Origin of the sequence: Methylophaga sp. UBA2689 (assembly GCA_002354555.1) — a bacterium.
GTDB lineage: Bacteria > Pseudomonadota > Gammaproteobacteria > Nitrosococcales > Methylophagaceae > Methylophaga.
Genome location: DELT01000038.1, coordinates 15,202 through 34,691 on the forward strand (window position 1 = coordinate 15,202; position 19,490 = coordinate 34,691).

15 protein-coding genes are annotated in these 19,490 nt (G+C 45.3%); 11 read left to right on the forward strand and 4 right to left on the reverse strand.

The annotated features are described in order from the left end of the window. Positions 1-18 precede the first annotated feature (18 nt). The 6 genes from dcd to B3M51_RS03995 are packed head-to-tail and all read left to right on the forward strand — an operon-like array spanning position 19 to position 5,252. Positions 19-585: a dCTP deaminase gene (gene dcd / locus B3M51_RS03970; RefSeq protein WP_292482268.1), complete on the forward strand. Its 567-nt coding sequence runs from the start codon at positions 19-21 to the stop codon at positions 583-585. Between the two features lie 14 nt (positions 586-599). Then, on the forward strand, positions 600-1,631 hold the full coding sequence (locus tag B3M51_RS03975; RefSeq protein WP_292482265.1) for a WD40 repeat domain-containing protein: 1,032 nt from the start codon (positions 600-602) through the stop codon (positions 1,629-1,631). Between the two features lie 5 nt (positions 1,632-1,636). Beyond that, entirely contained in the window at positions 1,637-1,954 is a 318-nt protein-coding gene (locus B3M51_RS03980) for an NGG1p interacting factor NIF3 (RefSeq protein ID WP_292482263.1), read from the forward strand. Positions 1,955-1,958: 4 nt separating this feature from the next. Further along, positions 1,959-4,610: an aminopeptidase N gene (gene pepN, locus B3M51_RS03985; RefSeq protein ID WP_292756981.1), complete on the forward strand. Its 2,652-nt coding sequence runs from the start codon at positions 1,959-1,961 to the stop codon at positions 4,608-4,610. Further along, a complete protein-coding gene (locus B3M51_RS03990) occupies positions 4,610-5,047 on the forward strand; it encodes an HIT family protein (protein ID WP_292756983.1) in 438 nt (145 codons plus the stop codon). Before pepN ends, B3M51_RS03990 begins: the two co-directional genes overlap by 1 nt. Next, positions 5,025-5,252: a DUF2835 domain-containing protein gene (locus B3M51_RS03995; protein ID WP_292756985.1), complete on the forward strand. Its 228-nt coding sequence runs from the start codon at positions 5,025-5,027 to the stop codon at positions 5,250-5,252. Before B3M51_RS03990 ends, B3M51_RS03995 begins: the two co-directional genes overlap by 23 nt. A gap of 4 nt (positions 5,253-5,256) precedes the next feature. Here the strand turns inward: B3M51_RS03995 and B3M51_RS04000 are convergent, their stop codons facing one another. Further along, on the reverse strand, positions 5,257-5,691 hold the full coding sequence (locus B3M51_RS04000; RefSeq protein ID WP_292482253.1) for an RDD family protein: 435 nt from the start codon (positions 5,689-5,691) through the stop codon (positions 5,257-5,259). 81 nt (positions 5,692-5,772) lie between these two features. Between B3M51_RS04000 and purL the strand changes: the two genes are divergently transcribed. From purL to B3M51_RS04015, 3 genes are all read left to right on the forward strand, one after another. Next, positions 5,773-9,657 (forward strand): phosphoribosylformylglycinamidine synthase, encoded by a 3,885-nt coding sequence (gene purL, locus B3M51_RS04005; RefSeq protein ID WP_292756987.1) that lies wholly within the window; start codon positions 5,773-5,775, stop codon positions 9,655-9,657. 117 nt (positions 9,658-9,774) lie between these two features. Further along, positions 9,775-11,898 carry a sensor domain-containing diguanylate cyclase gene (locus B3M51_RS04010; RefSeq protein WP_292756989.1) on the forward strand — a complete coding sequence of 708 codons (2,124 nt, stop codon included), beginning with the start codon at positions 9,775-9,777 and terminating at the stop codon, positions 11,896-11,898. 129 nt (positions 11,899-12,027) lie between these two features. Next, positions 12,028-12,477 carry an RT0821/Lpp0805 family surface protein gene (locus B3M51_RS04015; RefSeq protein WP_292756991.1) on the forward strand — a complete coding sequence of 150 codons (450 nt, stop codon included), beginning with the start codon at positions 12,028-12,030 and terminating at the stop codon, positions 12,475-12,477. Between the two features lie 60 nt (positions 12,478-12,537). On the opposite strand, the gene B3M51_RS04020 is transcribed toward B3M51_RS04015, so the two are convergent. Further along, positions 12,538-13,230: a hypothetical protein gene (locus tag B3M51_RS04020; protein WP_292756993.1), complete on the reverse strand. Its 693-nt coding sequence runs from the start codon at positions 13,228-13,230 to the stop codon at positions 12,538-12,540. Between the two features lie 115 nt (positions 13,231-13,345). Here B3M51_RS04020 and B3M51_RS04025 point away from each other — a divergent pair, with 115 nt between their 5' ends. Next, a complete protein-coding gene (locus tag B3M51_RS04025; protein WP_292756995.1) occupies positions 13,346-13,978 on the forward strand; it encodes a LysE family translocator in 633 nt (210 codons plus the stop codon). Positions 13,979-14,230: 252 nt separating this feature from the next. Next, positions 14,231-15,841 (forward strand): GGDEF domain-containing protein, encoded by a 1,611-nt coding sequence (locus B3M51_RS04030; RefSeq protein WP_292756997.1) that lies wholly within the window; start codon positions 14,231-14,233, stop codon positions 15,839-15,841. Here B3M51_RS04030 and B3M51_RS04035 read toward each other — a convergent pair. Together B3M51_RS04035 and B3M51_RS04040 are read right to left on the reverse strand one after the other, a co-directional pair. Then, positions 15,838-17,835 (reverse strand): hypothetical protein, encoded by a 1,998-nt coding sequence (locus tag B3M51_RS04035; RefSeq protein WP_292756999.1) that lies wholly within the window; start codon positions 17,833-17,835, stop codon positions 15,838-15,840. The two genes, B3M51_RS04030 and B3M51_RS04035, sit on opposite strands and share 4 nt — an antisense overlap. 383 nt (positions 17,836-18,218) lie before the next feature. Beyond that, a complete protein-coding gene (locus B3M51_RS04040) occupies positions 18,219-19,460 on the reverse strand; it encodes an ATP-grasp domain-containing protein (protein WP_292757001.1) in 1,242 nt (413 codons plus the stop codon). Positions 19,461-19,490: the final 30 nt, after the last annotated feature.

Below are 19,490 nucleotides of genomic sequence, written 5' to 3' on the forward strand. Positions count from 1 at the left end.
TGAGCAAATTGACGGATTATGAGCATAAAATCTGATAAATGGATCCGGCGTATGGCCGAACAGCACGACATGATTTCGCCATTTGAACCGGGTCAGGTTCGCGAACAGGAAGGACAACGTATTATTTCCTACGGTACGTCAAGTTACGGTTACGATGTGCGTTGTTCGACCGAATTTAAAATTTTTACCAATATTAATTCGGCGATTGTTGATCCAAAAAACTTTGATGCCAGCAGTTTTGTTGATATCAATGCAGATGTCTGCATCATTCCGCCAAACTCATTTGCTTTGGCTCGTACCATTGAGTCTTTTAAGATTCCACGCAATGTTTTGACCATCTGTCTTGGTAAATCAACCTATGCGAGATGCGGCATTATTGTTAATGTCACACCACTGGAACCGGAATGGGAAGGTCAGGTCACCCTCGAGTTTTCCAATACCACTCCTTTACCTGCCAAAATTTATGCTCACGAAGGTGTTGCGCAAATGTTGTTTTTTGAATCTGATGAAGTCTGTGAGACCTCTTATGCTGACAGGGCTGGTAAATACCAGGGGCAGCAGGGCGTGACTTTACCAAAATCCTGATTGAGATTATGACTATGCGCAATATCAGCAGATTCGTTTTACCAGGGCTGCTGCTATTGCTGAGTGGTTGTGAAGATCGTCCCCAACAAACCTATCAGTGGCAGCATAGTGAAGGCAGTTATGCAGCTACCTTTTCAGCCGATGGAAATTTTTTGCTTTCAGCCGATGTGGATGCGGCCGCCAGATTATGGGATTTGCAAAACAATCAGGTGAAATACAGTTGGCAAAGTGAGCAGAAAGAAACCGTTCGCAGTACAACCGTAGCATTAGCCAAATCCAGCCCGATCGCCGCTACCGTAGAATTTGATACGGTGATGTTGTGGAACACGGATAGCGGTATGCCAGAAAACAGGCTGACATTTCCGTTGCGCGTGAAAGCTCTCGATATTTCGCCTGATGGCGAGTTTTTGCTGTTGGCTTTGGCGGATAGCACCGCAGTCTATTTTGATATTAAAGCCAACCGGGTTCTTCAGGTGTTTGAACACGATGGCACCGCAGTTGATTCCCCGGTTAAACATCCCATTAACACTGTGGCTATTTCACCGGATGGTGAAACGGCATTGACAGGGGGAGATGATCGAACAGCACGTTTATGGGATCTGCAGACTGGAGAACAGTTACAGAATTGGCTACATGGCAATACCGTAAATCTGGTGAAATTTGATCCGCAAAGTCGGTTTGCCTTTACCGCAGCGGATAATGATCACGCCTACCTGTGGTCCTTGGCGGATGGCAGTCTGCAATCCCAGTTACGCAGTTCCGCTTGGCCAAAATCGTTGCCAGTTCCAGAATTCCCGGTTTTTAATACGACGACAACTGCCGTTAATTTTTCAGAGGATGGCATGTTACTGGTAACCGGGCACGCTGCAGAACGGATTTGCGTCTGGCAATTACCCCAAGGTGACAAATTACGTTGCTGGAAAGTGACCAGACAGAACTCTCTTAATCCGGGAATGGTTATTCAGGCTGTAGCATTTAATGCCAACGCAAGCGCTGTATTGAGTATTGCAGGTACCGGTGAAGCCCAGCAATGGCAGTGGAGATAAACCTCATGTACAAACTTGTTTTTTTTGTTCCTGACACCCATAAAGAGTTGGTTAAAGAAGCCATTTTTAATGCCGGAGCAGGACATTTTGATGGCTATGACTGTTGCAGTTGGGAAACGCAGGGCATGGGACAGTTCCGACCTTTAGACAACAGTCAGCCATTTATCGGTGAAAACGGAAAACTAGAACAAGTAAACGAATATCGAGTTGAAACGATTTGTTCGAACGAGACTATTAAAACTGTTGTCTCAGCGTTGAAACTCGCACATCCATACGAAGAGCCTGCTTATCAGTACTGGCCAGTTAATCAAGAGGATTTTTAATTTAATGAACGCACCTGCGTCCCCCAAAACGATTCGTCTCGCGGATTACACTGTCCCGTCTTATCTGGTCGATAATGTTGATTTGCATTTTGATCTCGACGCTTCAACGACTCGTGTGACCAGTATTCTGAACATGCGACGTAACCCCAAAGGACCAGGTGAAGACTGTGTGTTAAATGGCGAGCACTTAGAGTTAATAAGCATCAAACTCGATGGACGGACATTAACTGCGGCAGAATTTCAGCGTTCCAATACTCAACTGGTGTTGCCTCAATTACCGGAAAAATTTCAGCTGGAAATTGTCACCGAGATTTATCCAGATCAAAATACGGCGCTTGAAGGCTTATATCATTCTGGCGCGTTGGTTTGCACTCAATGTGAGGCAGAAGGCTTTCGACGTATCACCTATTATCCGGATCGTCCTGATGTAATGGCGGTATTTACCGTGACCATCACAGCCGATAAGCATAAATGGCCAATTCTATTATCAAACGGTAACTTGCAGGAACAGGGTGAATTAGAAGATGGACGCCATTGGGTTCGCTGGCATGATCCACATCCTAAACCCTGTTATCTGTTTGCTTTAGTTGCCGGTGATCTCTATATGCAACAGGACAGCTTTACGACCCTAAGTGGTCGTGACGTGACCTTACAAATCTATGTCGATAAAGAAAATCACGATAAATGTGATCATGCACTGGTGTCTTTAAAGCAATCCATGCGCTGGGACGAAGAGACTTATGGCCGTGAATACGATTTAGATGTCTTCATGATTGTTGCGGTCAATGATTTCAATATGGGTGCGATGGAAAACAAAGGGCTGAATATCTTTAATGCTGCCTGTGTTCTGGCCAGCCCCAAAACGGCTACCGATAACGACTTTTATACAATTCAAAGCATTGTTGGCCACGAGTACTTCCATAACTGGTCCGGTAATCGTGTTACCTGCCGCGACTGGTTTCAGTTAAGCCTTAAAGAAGGCTTCACGGTGATGCGGGATCAGTCTTTCAGTGCGGATTTGAATTCTGCCGCGGTGCAACGAATTGATGATGTTGATCAATTACGCAGTTTGCAATTTTCTGAAGACGCCGGCCCGATGGCGCATCCTGTCAGACCTGACAGCTATATCGAAATCAGTAACTTTTATACTGTGACCATTTACGAGAAGGGTGCGGAAGTGGTTCGCATGATTAAAACCCTGGCTGGCGAAGAGGGTTTCCGTAAAGGCACGGATTTATATTTTGATCGCCATGATGGTCAGGCAGTGACCACAGATGATTTTGTCAAAGCTATTGAAGATGCCAATCGTATTGACTTAACCCAGTTCAAACGTTGGTATACCCAAGCTGGAACACCTGCTATTACAGCCACTCATCAATATGATGCAACAAAGAAAATATTGACCTTAACCCTACAGCAATCTTGCCCAGCTACGCCTGGCCAGACTGAAAAGCAACCGTTCTTAATTCCAGTTGCAATGGGGCTACTGGACGCTGCAGGTAATAGTTTGCCGTTGCAATTGATTGATGAAGCTCAACCCTACGATCATGACACCCGCGTATTAGAACTTAGCGAGGCAGAACAAACATTCCGCTTTATCGGAGTAGAGCAGAAGCCGGTTGTCTCTTTACTGCGTGGCTTTTCTGCGCCGGTTAAATTACTGATTGAACGCGATAATGAAGAACTCGCGTTTTTGATGGCCAATGAGAAAGACAGCTTTAATCGTTGGGATGCCGGACAAAGTCTTTTCATCCAAGTCATGTTGTCTTTAATCAACGATTATCAGCAAGGCAAACCGCTGCAATTACCGGAAATTTTGTCAAAACAATGTGCTGCAGTATTAGAGGATAAAACGGCTGATCCGGCTTTGGTTGCGCGCATGCTGACATTGCCCTCTGAGAACTATCTGGCAGCCCAGATGAAGGTGGCTGACGTCGATGCCATTCATCATGTGCGTAAATTTGTAAAAGATACCCTGGCAATGCAGTTGAAAGCTCAGTTTAATGCCTTGTATCAGCAACACAATTTACCAAATGTGCCATATCAGTTTAACTCAGAGCATATGGGGCGACGCAGTCTGAAAAATGTCTGTCTTGGCTATCTGATGGCAACTGGCGATCCTATGCAAACCCAGCGCTGCCTGAAGCAGATGAAGCAGGCCGATAATATGACGGACACTTTGTCCGGGCTACGTCTGATGGTTGATCAGCCAGGTACCGAACGTGAACATGCCTTACGTGCTTTTTATGAGCAATGGCAGCATGACCGTCAGGTGGTTGATAAATGGCTTACTGTACAGGCGCTCTCCAGCCTTCCGGATACATTGATTCGGATTAAAGGGTTAATGAAACATCCTGCGTTCAGCATTAAAAATCCAAATAATGTCCGGGCGTTAATCGGTCAGTTTTGTCGTAACAATCCAGCGTTATTTCACGCAAAGGATGGCAGTGGCTATCGTTTCCTCGCTGAGCAGATTCTACTGTTGGATAAAATTAATCCGCAGGTGGCTTCAAGGCAATTGGGTGCGTTTAATTCATGGCGCCGATATGATGCAAAACGTCAGGAAATGATGCGCGATGCATTGCAAAATATTGCTCAGCAGCAGGATCTGTCATCTGATGTTTATGAGATCGTTAACAAATATCTGGCGGATTAATGAAATTTGAATTATATCCACAGTTAGCTGCAGACACATTTGTCATTGGTGATTTACCACTGTGTCGAGTGTTATTGATGAATGACGCCCGTTTCCCCTGGGTGATTCTGGTGCCACGTCGCAAAGATATTAGTGAAATTTATGATCTTACGATGCAGGATCAGCAATTACTCTGGCAGGAGTCAGCATTAGTCGCTGAAAAACTGATGAAACTTACCGGAGCCGATAAAATGAATATTGCGGCATTGGGAAACGTGGTTCCACAGTTACATGTGCATCATGTGGCTCGCTTTAAAACCGATGCAGTCTGGCCCAAACCGATTTGGGGGCAGGGCACAGCTGAACCTTATAGTGAGTCAGATAAACAACAAATGCTGCGAAATTTAAGCGATATGTTTAGAGGTTTTCTTGTTAGTGGCCAAAGCCTTAACGTTTAGACTTAATGTCGATAGAGAAGAGGCGATGCGCTACTATCGAGGCGAAGCCTCTGCTGTGGTTGCGATAACCGACTCGGGACAATCTCTACAGTTTCCGGCATTGCATGTTCGGCGCTTTATTACACAAAGCGGTATCCATGGTCGCTTCCGAATCCACTTTGATGACAATCATAAAATGATCAATCTGGAACGCCTCCCAGATTAAATACTTAGCTTTTAGGCGAATAAACCAGGTAACTACCAGAAGCAATATCATGCCAGCTGAGTTTATCGGGGCTCAGCCACAGCCACCAATATCCCAAACCTAACGGCAGCCAGGAAAATATACCGACAACAAAGCGCAGAAATGCCTGCTGCCAGTTGATCCCGGTATTATTGCCGCTGATGAGATAAACCCGCCATGCACGCATGCCAAGCGTTTGTCCGCCATGGGTCCAGAACCAGCCATAAAAAATAAATGCCACGCCCAGCAGATAGACAAAAAAGAATGGATTATTGGCACCTATTGCTTCACCGCCATTCAGGGCGACCGCAACTGCAGCGGCAACTAACAGTACCGAGACCATTAACATGCTGTCATACAACATCACAGCAAGTAGTCTGAAAGGGCTGGGTTTATGGGTTGTGGAACTATTTTCAGTCATTATTAAAGCTCAATTTTATTGGGCGAATTCGGGCGTATAAAGTATCATTATCGCTTTAATTTTCTCTAAATTGGGTTTCAAATGCTGCAATTGGTTGGCCGTCCGGCTTTCTCTGCTTTCCGAATTGAAAAATTGCTGCGCGCTATCCGCGCTGAAGTCGCTGAAGTCAGTGCGTTAAGAAGTGAATATCACTATTTCGCTGAACTGGAAGGTGATGGTCAACTTAACCAAACGGATCTTATTACTCTGGGAGAGATGCTCGAAGCCAGCAAAGGCAGTAGCAGCGCACAAACTCAGGAAAACCTGTTTCTGATTACTCCGCGTCCCGGGACTATTTCGCCCTGGTCCAGTAAAGCGACCGATATTGTGCATAACAGTGGTTTAACTGACATCGTTCGGGTTGAACGCGGAATCGCTTTTTATGTCACCAGCCAATCTGCACTCAGCAGTGAACAACGCGCTACGATTGCAGCAAAACTGCATGATCGCATGATCGAAAGTGTGTTTGATAATGAAGAAGATGCTGAACAATTGTTTATGCATACGGCCCCAAGACCTCTATTGTCTATCGATATTCTGAATGGTGGTCGTCAGGCATTGATTGAGGCCAATCAAAACCTGGGCCTGGCCCTGGCTGACGATGAAATTGATTACCTGTTTGATAATTTCACAGCACTTAATCGTAATCCGAATGACATAGAATTAATGATGTTTGCTCAGGCGAACTCAGAGCATTGCCGTCACAAAATATTCAAGGCTGACTGGATCATTGATGGAAAAACCCAGGATCGCAGCCTGTTCGATATGATTCGCTACACCCACGAGCAACATCCTGAAGGTGTCGTTAAAGCTTACAACGATAATTCCTCAGTAATCGAAGGTCCACGCAGCCATCGTTTTCAGGTAGATATGAGTGATAATCACTACTGCTACGAAGGCGAGCAGCAGCATATTCTGATGAAGGTTGAAACGCATAATCACCCAACGGCTATTTCACCTTTTCCTGGTGCAGCAACTGGAGCCGGTGGTGAAATTCGTGATGAAGGTGCGACAGGACGTGGCTCTAAACCTAAAGCAGGCTTAACCGGCTTTTCAGTGTCCAACTTGCAGATTCCCGGCTTTGAACAACCATGGGAAACCGATTACGGCAAACCGGCCCGTATCGCTTCTGCTCTGCAAATCATGATTGATGGCCCATTAGGTGGCGCAGCATTTAACAATGAATTTGGCCGTCCCAATCTGTGCGGTTATTTCCGTACCTATGAAGCTAAAGTGCCCTCGGATAATGGCTTTGAAATGCGCGGTTATCACAAACCCATCATGGTAGCTGGTGGTCTGGGTAGTATTCGGCCTCAGCATGTTGAAAAACATATCATGCAACCAGGCACTCAGCTGATTGCGCTTGGCGGCCCGGCTATGTTGATAGGTCTGGGTGGTGGTGCAGCTTCCTCGGTGGCTTCCGGTACCAGTGAAGAGGGACTGGATTTTGCCTCAGTGCAACGCGGTAATCCGGAAATGGAACGCCGTTGTCAGGAAGTTATTGATCGCTGTGTGGCACTTAATGATAAAAATCCAATTGTATCTATTCATGACGTCGGTGCCGGTGGGTTATCTAATGCGTTTCCTGAACTGGTTGACGACAGCGGTCGTGGTGGCCGTTTTGAGCTTCGGGTCATTCCAAATGATGAACCGGGCATGTCACCGATGGAAATCTGGTGTAATGAATCTCAGGAACGCTATGTATTAGGCGTGAACCCAGAAGATATTGAGTTGTTCCAGGCCATTTGTGAAAGAGAACGTTGCCCCTGGGCGATAGTCGGTGAAACCACCGAAGATCAGCATCTGTTGCTGGGTGATGCTGAGTTTGAAAATAATCCAATCGATATGCCGTTATCGCTGTTACTGGGTAAACCGCCAAAAATGCTGCGCGATGTTAAACATCACAGCATACCCAAACCCGAGTTAGATCTAAGCGGTATTACTGTTCGTGATGCGTTGGAACGGGTCTTAAAACTACCGACAGTGGCCAGTAAAAACTTCCTGATTACCATTGGTGACCGCAGTATTACTGGTCTCGTAGCACGGGATCAGATGGTTGGCCCCTGGCAGGTGCCTGTTGCCGATTGTGCGGTAACGCTCGCAGATCACCACGGATTACTGGGTGAAGCCATGTCGATGGGAGAGCGCACACCATTAGCGGTGATTGATGCTCCGGCCTCGGGACGGATGGCGATTGGTGAAGCGTTAACCAATATTGCTGCGGCGGATATTGAGAAAATAAGTGATATCAAACTGTCAGCTAACTGGATGGCAGCATGTGGTCATAGTGGCGAAGATGCTTTGCTGTATGACACCGTCAAAGCCGTCGGTATGGAATTATGTCCGCAACTGGGTATTGCTATTCCGGTGGGAAAAGATTCGCTGTCGATGAAAACAGTCTGGGAAGAAGAAGGTGAAACCAAAGCCGTTACTTCGCCGTTATCACTTATTATCAGTGCATTTGCACCGGTTACTGATACCAGTAAAACGCTGACGCCCCAATTACGTACCGATCTGGGTGAAACCCGTCTGATTTATCTGGATTTAGGTCATGGACATAATCGCCTGGCAGCCTCTGCTTTAGCACAGGTTTATAATCAGGTCGGACATCATGGACCGGATGTCGACGATGCACGTAACCTGAAAAACTTCTTTGCGGCCATGCAGCAATTGAAGCAGGACGAATTGGTGTTGGCCTATCACGATCGCAGTGATGGTGGTCTTATCACCACGTTATGTGAAATGGCTTTTGCCGGACATTGCGGACTGAATATTAATTTGAATGGACTGGGCGAAGCCTTGCCAGTGCTGTTTAGCGAAGAGCTGGGTGCCGTCATTCAGATTAAGGCTGAACATCAGGATGCGGTACTGGAACTTCTGCAGCAGTTTAATTTAAGCAAACACAGTCATCTGATTGGCGAAGTTTCAGCAGATCAAACGATTCAAATCAGCGTTAATGACGAACAAGTATTAAATCAGCGCCGTCTGGTATTACAAAAATTCTGGGCTGAAACCAGCTACCGGATGCAGGCATTGCGTGATAACCCGGATTGCGCCGAGCAGGAATTTGCAGCATTGGATGATGAGCAAGATCCGGGTTTGCACGCCAAGTTGAGTTTTGATTTGAAAGAACAGGTCGCCGCGCCATTTATTATCAGCGGACAGCGTCCTAAAATGGCGATTCTGCGAGAGCAGGGCGTTAATGGTCAGCTGGAAATGGCAGCAGCATTTGATCATGCCGGCTTTACTTCAGTCGATGTACATATGAGCGATATTGTCGAAGGTCGCGTTTCTCTGGCCGATTTCAAAGGTCTGGTGGCCTGCGGTGGTTTCTCTTATGGTGACGTGCTGGGAGCAGGGCGTGGCTGGGCCAGTACCGTTTTACACAATGCGCGTGCACGCGATGAGTTTGCGGCGTTTTTTGCCCGTGAAGATACCTTTTCGCTTGGCGTATGTAATGGCTGTCAAATGCTGTCACAATTGAAATCGCTGATTCCAGGCAGTGAGCATTGGCCGCGGTTCAGTCGCAATTTGTCTGAACAGTTTGAGGCACGTTTCTCATTAGTTGAAATCACCGAATCGCCATCCATTCTGTTGCAGGATATGGCGGGTTCGATCATGCCTATTGCCGTTGCTCATGGAGAAGGGCGTATTGATTTCACCGAAGGCGGCAGTATGTCGGACGCTTTAGTGGCTATGCGTTATGTAGATCATTACGGGCAGCCTACCGAGCGTTATCCTTTTAATCCTAATGGTTCTGCAAGTGGACATAACGGTTTTACCACCACAGATGGGCGTGTCACGATTCTGATGCCGCATCCGGAACGGGTAATCCGTAGTGTGCAGCATTCATGGCATCCGGATGACTGGGGCAAAGACGCTCCATGGTTAAGGGTGTTCCATAATGCAAGACGTTGGGTCGGCTAAAAATTGAATACCTCTTGACTCCAACAAGGGGTATTTTTTTATCTGAGGATAAAAGCATTACGCTTAACGCCTATGACTGACTCAACCAACTACCAGTGTTACCTGTCAGGACGCTTAATGCGGCTGCTGCTACTTATAATGCTATTTTTGCCTCACGGAATAGTGTTTGCGGCTACCTCTGAACAAATAGATCTCGAAAATTGGCAATATCGTTGGGGAGATTCGCCTTTCATTGATGGGCAACCGGTATGGACCATGCCGGATCAGCAAAATCATGTCGGCTGGCAGTCCATTCCTAATCCTACCTATCCTCCTGATCGACAGGGCCGAGAAAATATCTGGTATCGCACCACACTGCCAGATATAAATCTGGTTGATCCGGTGGTGTTTATTTCCAGTATTGATTTGATTGCTGAGGTTTATCTCGATCAACAACTTATTTATCGCTTTGGTGAATTTGATGCGGCGGGAAAGGGTGATTATGCTGGTTGGCCATGGCATATCATTGGTCTGCCAGATGATTTTGCTGGCCGTACGATTTATTTCCGGGTCTATTCTGATTACACCGATATCGGTTTATGGGGAGAAAAGAAGCTGCTTGAACGCTCAGCAGCATTACTGAATATTCTCAATAATTCGCATAGCGATTTAGTGATTTCGGCATTCTTTTTCTTTATCGCATTGATTGCATTTGCGTTTTCCGCAATGCGCGGTGATAACGGTGAGTTTATTTACCTTGGATTGTTTTCACTGGCCAGTGCAGGCAACCTGCTGGGAGAAAGCCAGGCATTACAACTGTTGATATATGCGCCGTTGGCTAAAACCTATTTGGCGGCCATATCGTATTTTTCAATTCCGATTTTTATTGCATTGATCCTCAATTACTGGCTCGCCGTACAAAGCGGTAAATTGATGTTGCGTATCGCTCAGATGCATATGCTCTATGTTCTGCTATGTCTGGTATTAACAGTGTTTGGCGCTTGGCATCTGGCTTATTTCTACCCGATTTTCGATATATTGTTTGTTATCACTCTGGTCATCATACTTTGGTTTTGTATTCGTCATTTTACGGTGATGAATACTGAACAGAGATTGGTAATGGGCGCGTTTGGAATTTATGCCATATTTTTCCTGATTGATATGATTATTGCCCATGGTCTAGTGCCCTGGGTTAACTTTCCACTAGCCTTTGGCGGGTTAATTTTTGCGTTGATTCTGGTGTTTGTTTCGTTAAGACATTATCGGCAGATCCAACAGGACTTAAAAGAATTAAATGTGTTGCTGGAAAAGAGGGTGGGCGAACGAACAGCTGCTCTACAGAATTACGTGGTACTTGAACAGCAGCGGGCAAATCAACTGGCATTGATTAATGACTTCAGCCTTCGACTGGAAACCTTGATAAGTCGATTACAACCCAGCCAGAGTCTACAGCAGGCAGGCAATGTGATTTGTCAGGAATTACATAAAGTTTTTGCGCCAATACAGCTGCGTGTTTCGACCTTCAATGAATTTGCTGATTTGTCACCAAATTCTGTTTTGAATGATAAGTATCGAATTGAGATTGATGATTTGCGGCTAGGTAAACAAACGTTCATTACCTTTGAACTGCTGGACCTTTCCACTGAAACCTCAGAAACCCGGCAAGTGATTGAACAATTTATATTCAGGGCCATTGATAGATTAAGTGTGACTTTGAGTGGCATAAAGCATAGAGAAGACCTGCATATCATGTCCTTTGAAGATGCTTTGACCGGTTTGAAAAATCGTCGGTATTTTGATGATGCCCTGCAACGCGAACTTCAACTTGCTGAACGGTATCAACAGTCATTATCTCTGCTGATTTGTGATATCGATAATTTCAAACAGTTTAATGATCGTTTTGGTCATGATGCCGGTGACATGGCATTGCGTATAGTTGCTTCACTGATGTTGGAGCATTTTCGTGAAACGGATATACCTTGTCGTTACGGTGGCGAAGAGTTTGTTGTATTGATGCCGGCCGCTCATCTCCAGGACGCCTTGGATCGGGCCAATGCGTTATTGGAAAAAATTGCTGCTAAAACCATTGTTTATCAGGACAGGGAGTTGGGTAGGTTGACGATTTCGGTGGGTATTAGTAGTTGGGATGGACTAGGAGATATACCGCACCAGCTGTTACAAAATGCTGACAAGGCGCTGTATCGGGCAAAACAGTCTGGGCGAAACCGTGTAGAGGTTTCTGCCAGCGCATACCTTGATTGATATAACGGATAATATCTCTGCAAAGTGAAAAAGTATGTAAAGGTGCGCTCTGCGTCCAAGAGTAATGAATTTAATCCGTTAGAATAAAGTCATAAGATTATCAATTGAAAATAATAATAAGGACAGCGTATGAAAACTCTATTCACAATAATGGTCGCAGCAATTTTTACCGTCAGTCTGGCTGGTTGTCAGATGAGTAAACAAAACGTGGGTGCTGGATTAGGCGGTGTTGCAGGTGGTGTACTTGGTTCTAATGTGGGTGGTGGCACTGGTCGAACTGCAGCCATCATTGGCGGTACTATTTTAGGGGCAATGGTGGGTGGTCATATTGGTAGTGAAATGGATGAGCTGGACAGACGCCGCACTTATGAAACATTTGAAAACACCCCTACAGGACGCACTAATTCCTGGAATAATCCGGATACCGGCGCGCAATATAGTGTGACACCTACCCGTACCTATGAAACGAATGACCGTCCATGTCGCGAATATGAGATGGATGCCTATATTGACGGGCAACGTGAAGTCGTTAAAGGCACCGCTTGCCGTAATGCCAATGGGGAATGGGTAAATCAGTAATTAGCAATAAACCTGATAAAAAACCGGCGTCAGCCGGTTTTTTTATGGCTGAAATAAATTTCAGGAATGTTTCTTTGGGCAGAATGGACCAATCTGCCAGAACAATCGGCATTTAAACTCATCTTCACACTCAGCGAGTTGGTTTGAGTATTTTCTGGCTTTTTCACTTACCTGTCTGGCTTTAAGCTGAACCTGTGGTTTAGCCTGATAACTACCACGCCGATAGCCGGTTTGACCTTCATGATATGCCAGGTATAGATGTTTTGGATTATCCATAGAGATATCTAACATGCGTTGACTGCGCTGGTTGTACCAACCGATAAAGTCTGTGGCATATTTCATATGTGTCCGACGGGCCAGGGGACTTGCGTTATCTGCCAGATATTCCCGCCAAACCGGATTTTGCGCCTGGGCATAGCCATAAGCAGATGATGTTCGCGACCAAGGAATTAAGTCCAGTAACTTGCTTCTGGGTGGGCGGACAATACTTTGAAAACTCGATTCCGATTGTATAAAAGCCATTTGTGAGGCGACAGAGGTTCCCCATTTTGTTTCTGATGCTTTTGCATAGTCATACCAATGAGGTTTTTCACGGAACATCTCACATAGATCCTGATGATTGCCAGGCAGGGTAGCTGTGCTATTGGAACAGCTAGTCGTTAATAAAACGATCAGCAATAAAATGCTTACTATTGAGAGCGTAATAATGTGTTTTTGCATCAATATGGTTTTTGCCAAGCGAGCTGTCATCATGAGATTGCCAAATTAGTTTGGTAAAAGCATTACATGGCAGAATAGCAGAGCCACTTCAGAATTGGATTACAGCGAGTATATTTAATAATTACCTTTGCCAGAGAAACTTTTATAAATGGAATTAACTATAGATATACATACATTTCTGGGGTTATCTATCAGCCTGGCAATACTGGCCGCAATACCAAGTATAAGCGTGTTATTAGTCACCTCCAGAGCCGCTGTATATGGTTTTAGCCATGGTGTGGCCGTGGCCTTCGGCATTGTGATGGCCGACATTCTGTTTATCAGTATTGCACTGTATGGCATGACATTGTTGCTGCCATTAATAGGCCCATGGGAGTTATTGATACGGGTGCTGGCAGCAGCATATCTATTTTGGCTGGCAATATTGTTTTGGCGTCAAAAAGCATTGAAACAACCCGCTTTACAAGTTGAGCAACTGGTCACATTAAAGAGCAGCTTTTTAATGGGGTTCATCGTGACATTGGCTGATCATAAAGCGATTCTGTTTTACATGGGGTTTTTCCCTGCCTGGCTTGAGTTAAGCCAGTTAACCATCATCGATACCGCATTTATTTTTCTAGCGACGTTTATAGCGGTAGGTGGGGTTAAGTGTATTTATGCCTTGCTGGCAGCATCTGCCGGTCAGACATATTTCAAACAAGGACATCATTACTTGAATAAACTGGCCGCAATATTGTTAGCCATGGTCGGAGCAATGATAGTTTTTTCGTTATGGAAATAACCATATAAGTGTAGGGCTTTACAGCTATAACAGGCTTAGTAAACGCTTATTAAAGGCCTTTAATGAAAAAAATGCTGGCAGAAGGATTATTTTTCTGTCATTTGTTATAACTAACAACAGAAAATAAACTGAAATATGTGCAATACATAAAGTTCTTGGGGGGAAGATGATTGATAAAACAGTTCTAGCCAGGTCAATGGTCAGCGGATGATTTTAGGTGTTTGTTAATCACGTTATACATGCGATTTGATAATGATTGGCGCTAAACCAATTTTTCTGTTCAGCCGATATCTGGACTTACATATAGTTAAAGCGATGGTGTTGGTTGGTCTGGCCTATTATTTCGGAGCCCTGTTGGCCATTCATCAGACCATCACCCCCGAAGGTATCGCCATCCTCTGGCCCCCTAATGCGATATTACTGGCGGCATTCCTGATTTATCCGAGAAAGTATTTACCCTTTGTTGCAATAGCTGGCATCAGCGCAGAGCTGATAGCGTCTATTCCGGCATTTCCGGTCTGGGCAGCGAGCTGTTTTGCAATCATCAACATCGCTTCGGTGTCACTGGCTGCTTTTTTTATCCGACGCATATGTGGTCAGAATTTTAATTTCAAAAATCTCAAAAATGGAGCCTACTTTTTATTTTTTGCGCCATTTTTAGCGGCTTCACTTGCCGGGCTTTCCGGAGCTACAGTCTATGTCTTAATGGGCCGAACCGACACCAGCTATATTAGTTTATGGCAGTTGTGGTGGTTTGGTGATGCTCTGGCCATGCTGGTATTAACGCCGTTGATTGTGGTTTTATGGCGCTGGCTTCAGGCTGGGTTACCACACTTTAAATTACATTACTTATTGGAAGCATTAATTCTCTGGACGGCTGTGATTATCATCGGTTATCAAAGCTTTAGCGTTGAAACCTATGAAAAATCTTTTTTGTTTTTCACTCCTATCTGGTTAGTCTTGCTTGGTGTATTGGCTGCAATTCGGTTGGGCGTCGTCGGTGCATCAGCAACAGTTGCTTTAATTACTGTTTTTGCTGTTGAACACTTAATGCGTGGAACCCATCCGATAATTGTTAATACACCACAGAATGCCGTATGGCTGACACAGGAATATCTTGCCATTATTGCTGTTGTATCGATTGGACTGGCAATGCTGATTCAGGAGATTTCTGAGCAACGTGATGTGCTTAAACAGCATGAAAATGCATTAAAAGCACAAAATCAGTTTTTAGAGGAACGGGTGAGCGAACGCACCCTGGCATTAAAAGAGGTCAATCAGGCATTACAAAAAGCCAATGAACGACTGGCTAAAAGTGCGGCTACCGATGAATTGACGGGTATTCCCAACCGGCGACACTTTCTCAGTGAAGTACAGCGTGAGTTACAGCGTTTAAGACTGGATGGACAAACTGCCAGTGCCATTATGATCGATCTGGATCATTTCAAACAGGTCAATGATAATCTGGGACATGAAGCTGGCGATTTAGTATTGTGCAATATTGTAGAGCCAATCAGTAATGCGATCAGGCCGAGAGATTTATTTGGCCGTATGGGTGGTGAAGAGTTTCTGGTGTTTTTATCCGGCGCCGATCAGGAATTGGCAAATTCGGTGGCAGAACGTATTCGAGCAGAAATTGAATCGCTTGAAGTGCTTTACCGAAATCAGAAAATCAATGTTACAGCCAGTCTCGGCGTGGCAGAGTGGGATGGACGCAGCCATCTGGATGAATTGTTTCACCAGGCTGATCAAGCACTATATCAAGCGAAAAACAGGGGCAGAAATCGGGTAGTTAATCTGACGGAGTCAGACTCCGACTCAAATCACAGACTACCACCCGAAAATCATTTTGAATTGCCTTAGTTCAGTTCAGGTAAACGACTGGCTCCCCAGCTACGATGAATACGATCAATTACCCGTTGTAATTCTTCCGATTTGACCAAGGCAAATTGGCCAGGTTCTAACGGATCATAATGAAATATGTACAACCGCGAGGCAAACTCCTCAAAAGGCAAGGATGCTTCGCCAAACCGCTCAGAATTTCCTGAGGTACTGACCTGAATATCATCGCCCCAGTTCTGACCGCTGTCATTGTTGGGATTGTAGAAATAGACTCGCATTACACTATTCGGATCCAGAGTAACCCTTAAAATAGTAATCGCATGCCAGCCAACAAATCGCAGGGCACTGTCAGTTACCGCAATACCTGCTGGTTGAGGATGAATCAAAGGCTGATTGTCATTGTAGTAGGGGTGATAACTGGCGTAGAAATGCCTGAGAAATACCTCAAGTTGCATAAGTTTGCCTGAGGCAACATCAACATTAATACTGAACCCCCGGCCACACCACCAGCCATGAAACTCCGGATTAACCCAGCGATGTGGATCACCTTCACGTTCAATACAGCACCGGCCCATTTCAGCATAAATCCGATCCAGATGCGGAACCAGTATCAGTGAAACCGGATCCAGATCCATTGGTAAATGACTGGCAAGACCCGAAAGGCTGTCCTGGGATGAAATTGCCTTACCTTCAAAATGCATAATGATTTCATCATCACGCGCCGCCCACACCACCATCTGTAAAAGATAATCCGGATCGTTATAGGCCCACATCGACATTGCTCTGGCCGACTGACAGGTTGGGTTATTACCCTGTCCAATGCCTAAAGGCTGCCCAAGCACACATAAAACGCCTTCCAGTAATCGACTGCTCGCATTTGGGTTGTCACCAAACAATGAATGCAGACGTTCTTCTGCCGCTGGTGATAAAGGTAGCGACATTTGTCGCCACAAAGAAGGCGCCATTGCAGGTTGATAAAGAATGCCACGCTCAAGCATTAATGCCAGACCGTAAACACCTTGAGCGGTTTCAGGATAGATAGCCTTGGCAATCAAGGCCCGAACCAGATCACTGTAGCTCAGCAGACAATCCCTTCCGGTAGAGGATAAGCCCAATGCTTCACTTAACAGATAATCAGTTTCTTCCGATAAATGTCTGAGTAAGACTGAATGATAGGGCGAAACCAGACCGGTATCATGCATCGCACGAGCAAAACCGCTGGCTTCATATTGAAGCGCAGCATTGTCCATACTCTGCAGACGTTGCTGATAAATTTCCACGCCCGGATCTTCTCTGCAGGCCTGGGTTGGCCCGAACAGACTGCTAATCAATCGATCTGCACCCTGACCACTGTTGCCCATATCAATATCAGGATTTTGGCGACAAATAGCAATTTGCGTCACCATCTGTTTGACATGATCGACTTGAATAGGGCGTTGTTGCAGAATTCGCCAGATTTCATCAATTAATTGATCAATGACGTGCTCATAGCCAATGCTTTCCGCAAGATGATGCAACAAGCCCCGACTGATCTCAGCTAAACGACCCTGCAATTCCCGTTCTGCCTCATCAGCTGCCGAAAATAAGCGTTTCAGATTAACGGCCAGTACCTGTGTCAGAAAGTGATGAGCCTGTTCTGACGAGATTTCCGGATGCACATACTCCTGTTTGGCCACTGCCAAAAACCTTAACTCGCTTAAGGTTTCAATAATCACGGTATACACATCATTGCTGAGCAATGCCGGCGCACTTAGCGCCGGTATCAGGATCTGCGGTTTGGCGTAATCTGAATTATCAAATGCACCAGCTTTTTCAATGCGCTTAATTTGCTGTGAAATAATCTTGAAGCCACCATCGGCATGCAAAACTCGCTTGACGGTATCAAACAAACGCCCAGCCTTGGTAGGCTTACTAAAACTTGGTGCCTGTTCCAGCTGCTTAATGGCTTCATCCAGACGTTCAATCAATAAGGACTGATTGGGATCGGGATACTCAATGACATTTGATTCAATCAAACTGTTTACCTGCTTTTACTGTATGTATGCTTAGGGCTTGTTTATCTTCCATATCCATCACTGCTGGAGGCTATTTTTTCGTCCTACAAGAAGGCGGAAATGATGCGATGTAGTTGTTCTACATAAGTCATTTCCAACGCCGTAGGGCGGAAAAATAGTCCTAGCCCTACGTACGGGTTGAGGCTGAAAATGCACCACACTGCGTTACTCCTCGTTTATTTAGAATAACTACAAAAACGCCAGGAGCGTTTTTGAGCGCAAGCCCCCAAAGGGGTGAGATACATGGATGTATCTCATAAACGGCACTCCTCGCGCCTTGATTGGTACGTTTTCAGTCACAACACAGGCGGCTATGAAAGAGCAACAGACCCTAGAGTAATCGACTAAATATAGAAATCCAATGATTCCTGTTCTTTTAGTAAATCACGCATGACGACCGGATCTTTGCCGAAGAAGTATAACAAACCCCAATGTGTGCCAAAGGCGGTTCGTTTAGTAACGGTTTCTTCCAGTGGTGCGGTAAGCTCATGAAAATCAAAATAGGGATGATCTTCGGTTTCCTGTGGAATTTCCAAACGGCTAACCACCCGGCGACGTGGATAAACCCCGAAACATCCTGCAACACCTTTTGCATCCACCACTTCTTTGGGGAAGAAGCTGCTGATTTCTTCTTCAGTCGTTTTCGGATCGAAAGAAAGTATCAAGGCATGGTAGGCATTAAAACCATATGCCCGCTGAAGCAATTCAAATACTTTAAAACCGGGTGGACGATAGGCAACTTCACCGAAGTACATTTCACCATCACTGGTGACAAAGTATTCCGGATGCACAAAGCCGAATTCAATATCAAACGTTTTAATCAGTTTTTCGATCTGTCTGGTGATTTCTGGACGATATTGTTCGAGCTTCGGCGTAGCCGGTACAAACACTGAATAACCCAACGTGACATATTCGGAAATATTGAGAAAACGAATTTTGCCATTATGTATCCAGGCTTCTACGGCAAATTCCCAGCCATCCAGATGCGATTCCATCAATACGGGAAATTCTTCATCTGGGATCATATCCACTTCATCGGGAGTCCGAATAACTCGGTGCCCAAGACAGCCGGCTTTATCAAATGCTTTCAGATGAATCGGATCATTGGGATCACCATCCAGTTTGAGAAGCGTCTGATTAACGCGTTTCAGAAAACGTACCACATCGTCTTTATCGTGAGCTTCTTCAAAAATACCGACCCGAATACCACCCAATTGAGCACGACGTTTCATCAAGGCTTTATCACGTAATAATAGTGACTGACCAAATAATCTGGGGTTATTCATTAACACAGAATTAATCGCACCGGCCCACTCAACTGTTTCTTCAAATAATGGAATCGCCACATCAACACCGGCTTCCTGCAGTGTTTGGGCTATTTCCAGTGAACGATCATTGAGTCGTTCAAAATTCCATTTGATATAGGGAATGTTGTGCTGGGTGCAGTATTCTTCTGCCCAATCAGGCGCGACAACTACGTATTGTCGGTCAAATGATTCGGCAGCTTCAACAGCGTTCAGACTCCAGCCTAATAATGCAATGTAACCTTTATCGGGATTGAAGCTGCCTTTCGCTGATTCTGCCATAAATTATCACCTCTAAAATTTAATAAATAA

Coding starts and splice junctions, on each gene's coding strand:
- B3M51_RS04015 (WP_292756991.1), top strand. CDS start 12,028: ATGAAAACTCTATTCACAATAATGGTCGCAGCAATTTTTACCGTCAGT.
- dcd (WP_292482268.1), top strand. CDS start 19: ATGAGCATAAAATCTGATAAATGGATCCGGCGTATGGCCGAACAGCAC.
- B3M51_RS04030 (WP_292756997.1), top strand. CDS start 14,231: ATGATTGGCGCTAAACCAATTTTTCTGTTCAGCCGATATCTGGACTTA.
- B3M51_RS04000 (WP_292482253.1), bottom strand. CDS start 5,691: ATGACTGAAAATAGTTCCACAACCCATAAACCCAGCCCTTTCAGACTA.
- purL (WP_292756987.1), top strand. CDS start 5,773: ATGCTGCAATTGGTTGGCCGTCCGGCTTTCTCTGCTTTCCGAATTGAA.
- B3M51_RS04040 (WP_292757001.1), bottom strand. CDS start 19,460: ATGGCAGAATCAGCGAAAGGCAGCTTCAATCCCGATAAAGGTTACATT.
- B3M51_RS04020 (WP_292756993.1), bottom strand. CDS start 13,230: ATGATGACAGCTCGCTTGGCAAAAACCATATTGATGCAAAAACACATT.
- B3M51_RS04010 (WP_292756989.1), top strand. CDS start 9,775: ATGCGGCTGCTGCTACTTATAATGCTATTTTTGCCTCACGGAATAGTG.
- B3M51_RS04025 (WP_292756995.1), top strand. CDS start 13,346: ATGGAATTAACTATAGATATACATACATTTCTGGGGTTATCTATCAGC.
- pepN (WP_292756981.1), top strand. CDS start 1,959: ATGAACGCACCTGCGTCCCCCAAAACGATTCGTCTCGCGGATTACACT.
- B3M51_RS03975 (WP_292482265.1), top strand. CDS start 600: ATGCGCAATATCAGCAGATTCGTTTTACCAGGGCTGCTGCTATTGCTG.
- B3M51_RS03980 (WP_292482263.1), top strand. CDS start 1,637: ATGTACAAACTTGTTTTTTTTGTTCCTGACACCCATAAAGAGTTGGTT.
- B3M51_RS03990 (WP_292756983.1), top strand. CDS start 4,610: ATGAAATTTGAATTATATCCACAGTTAGCTGCAGACACATTTGTCATT.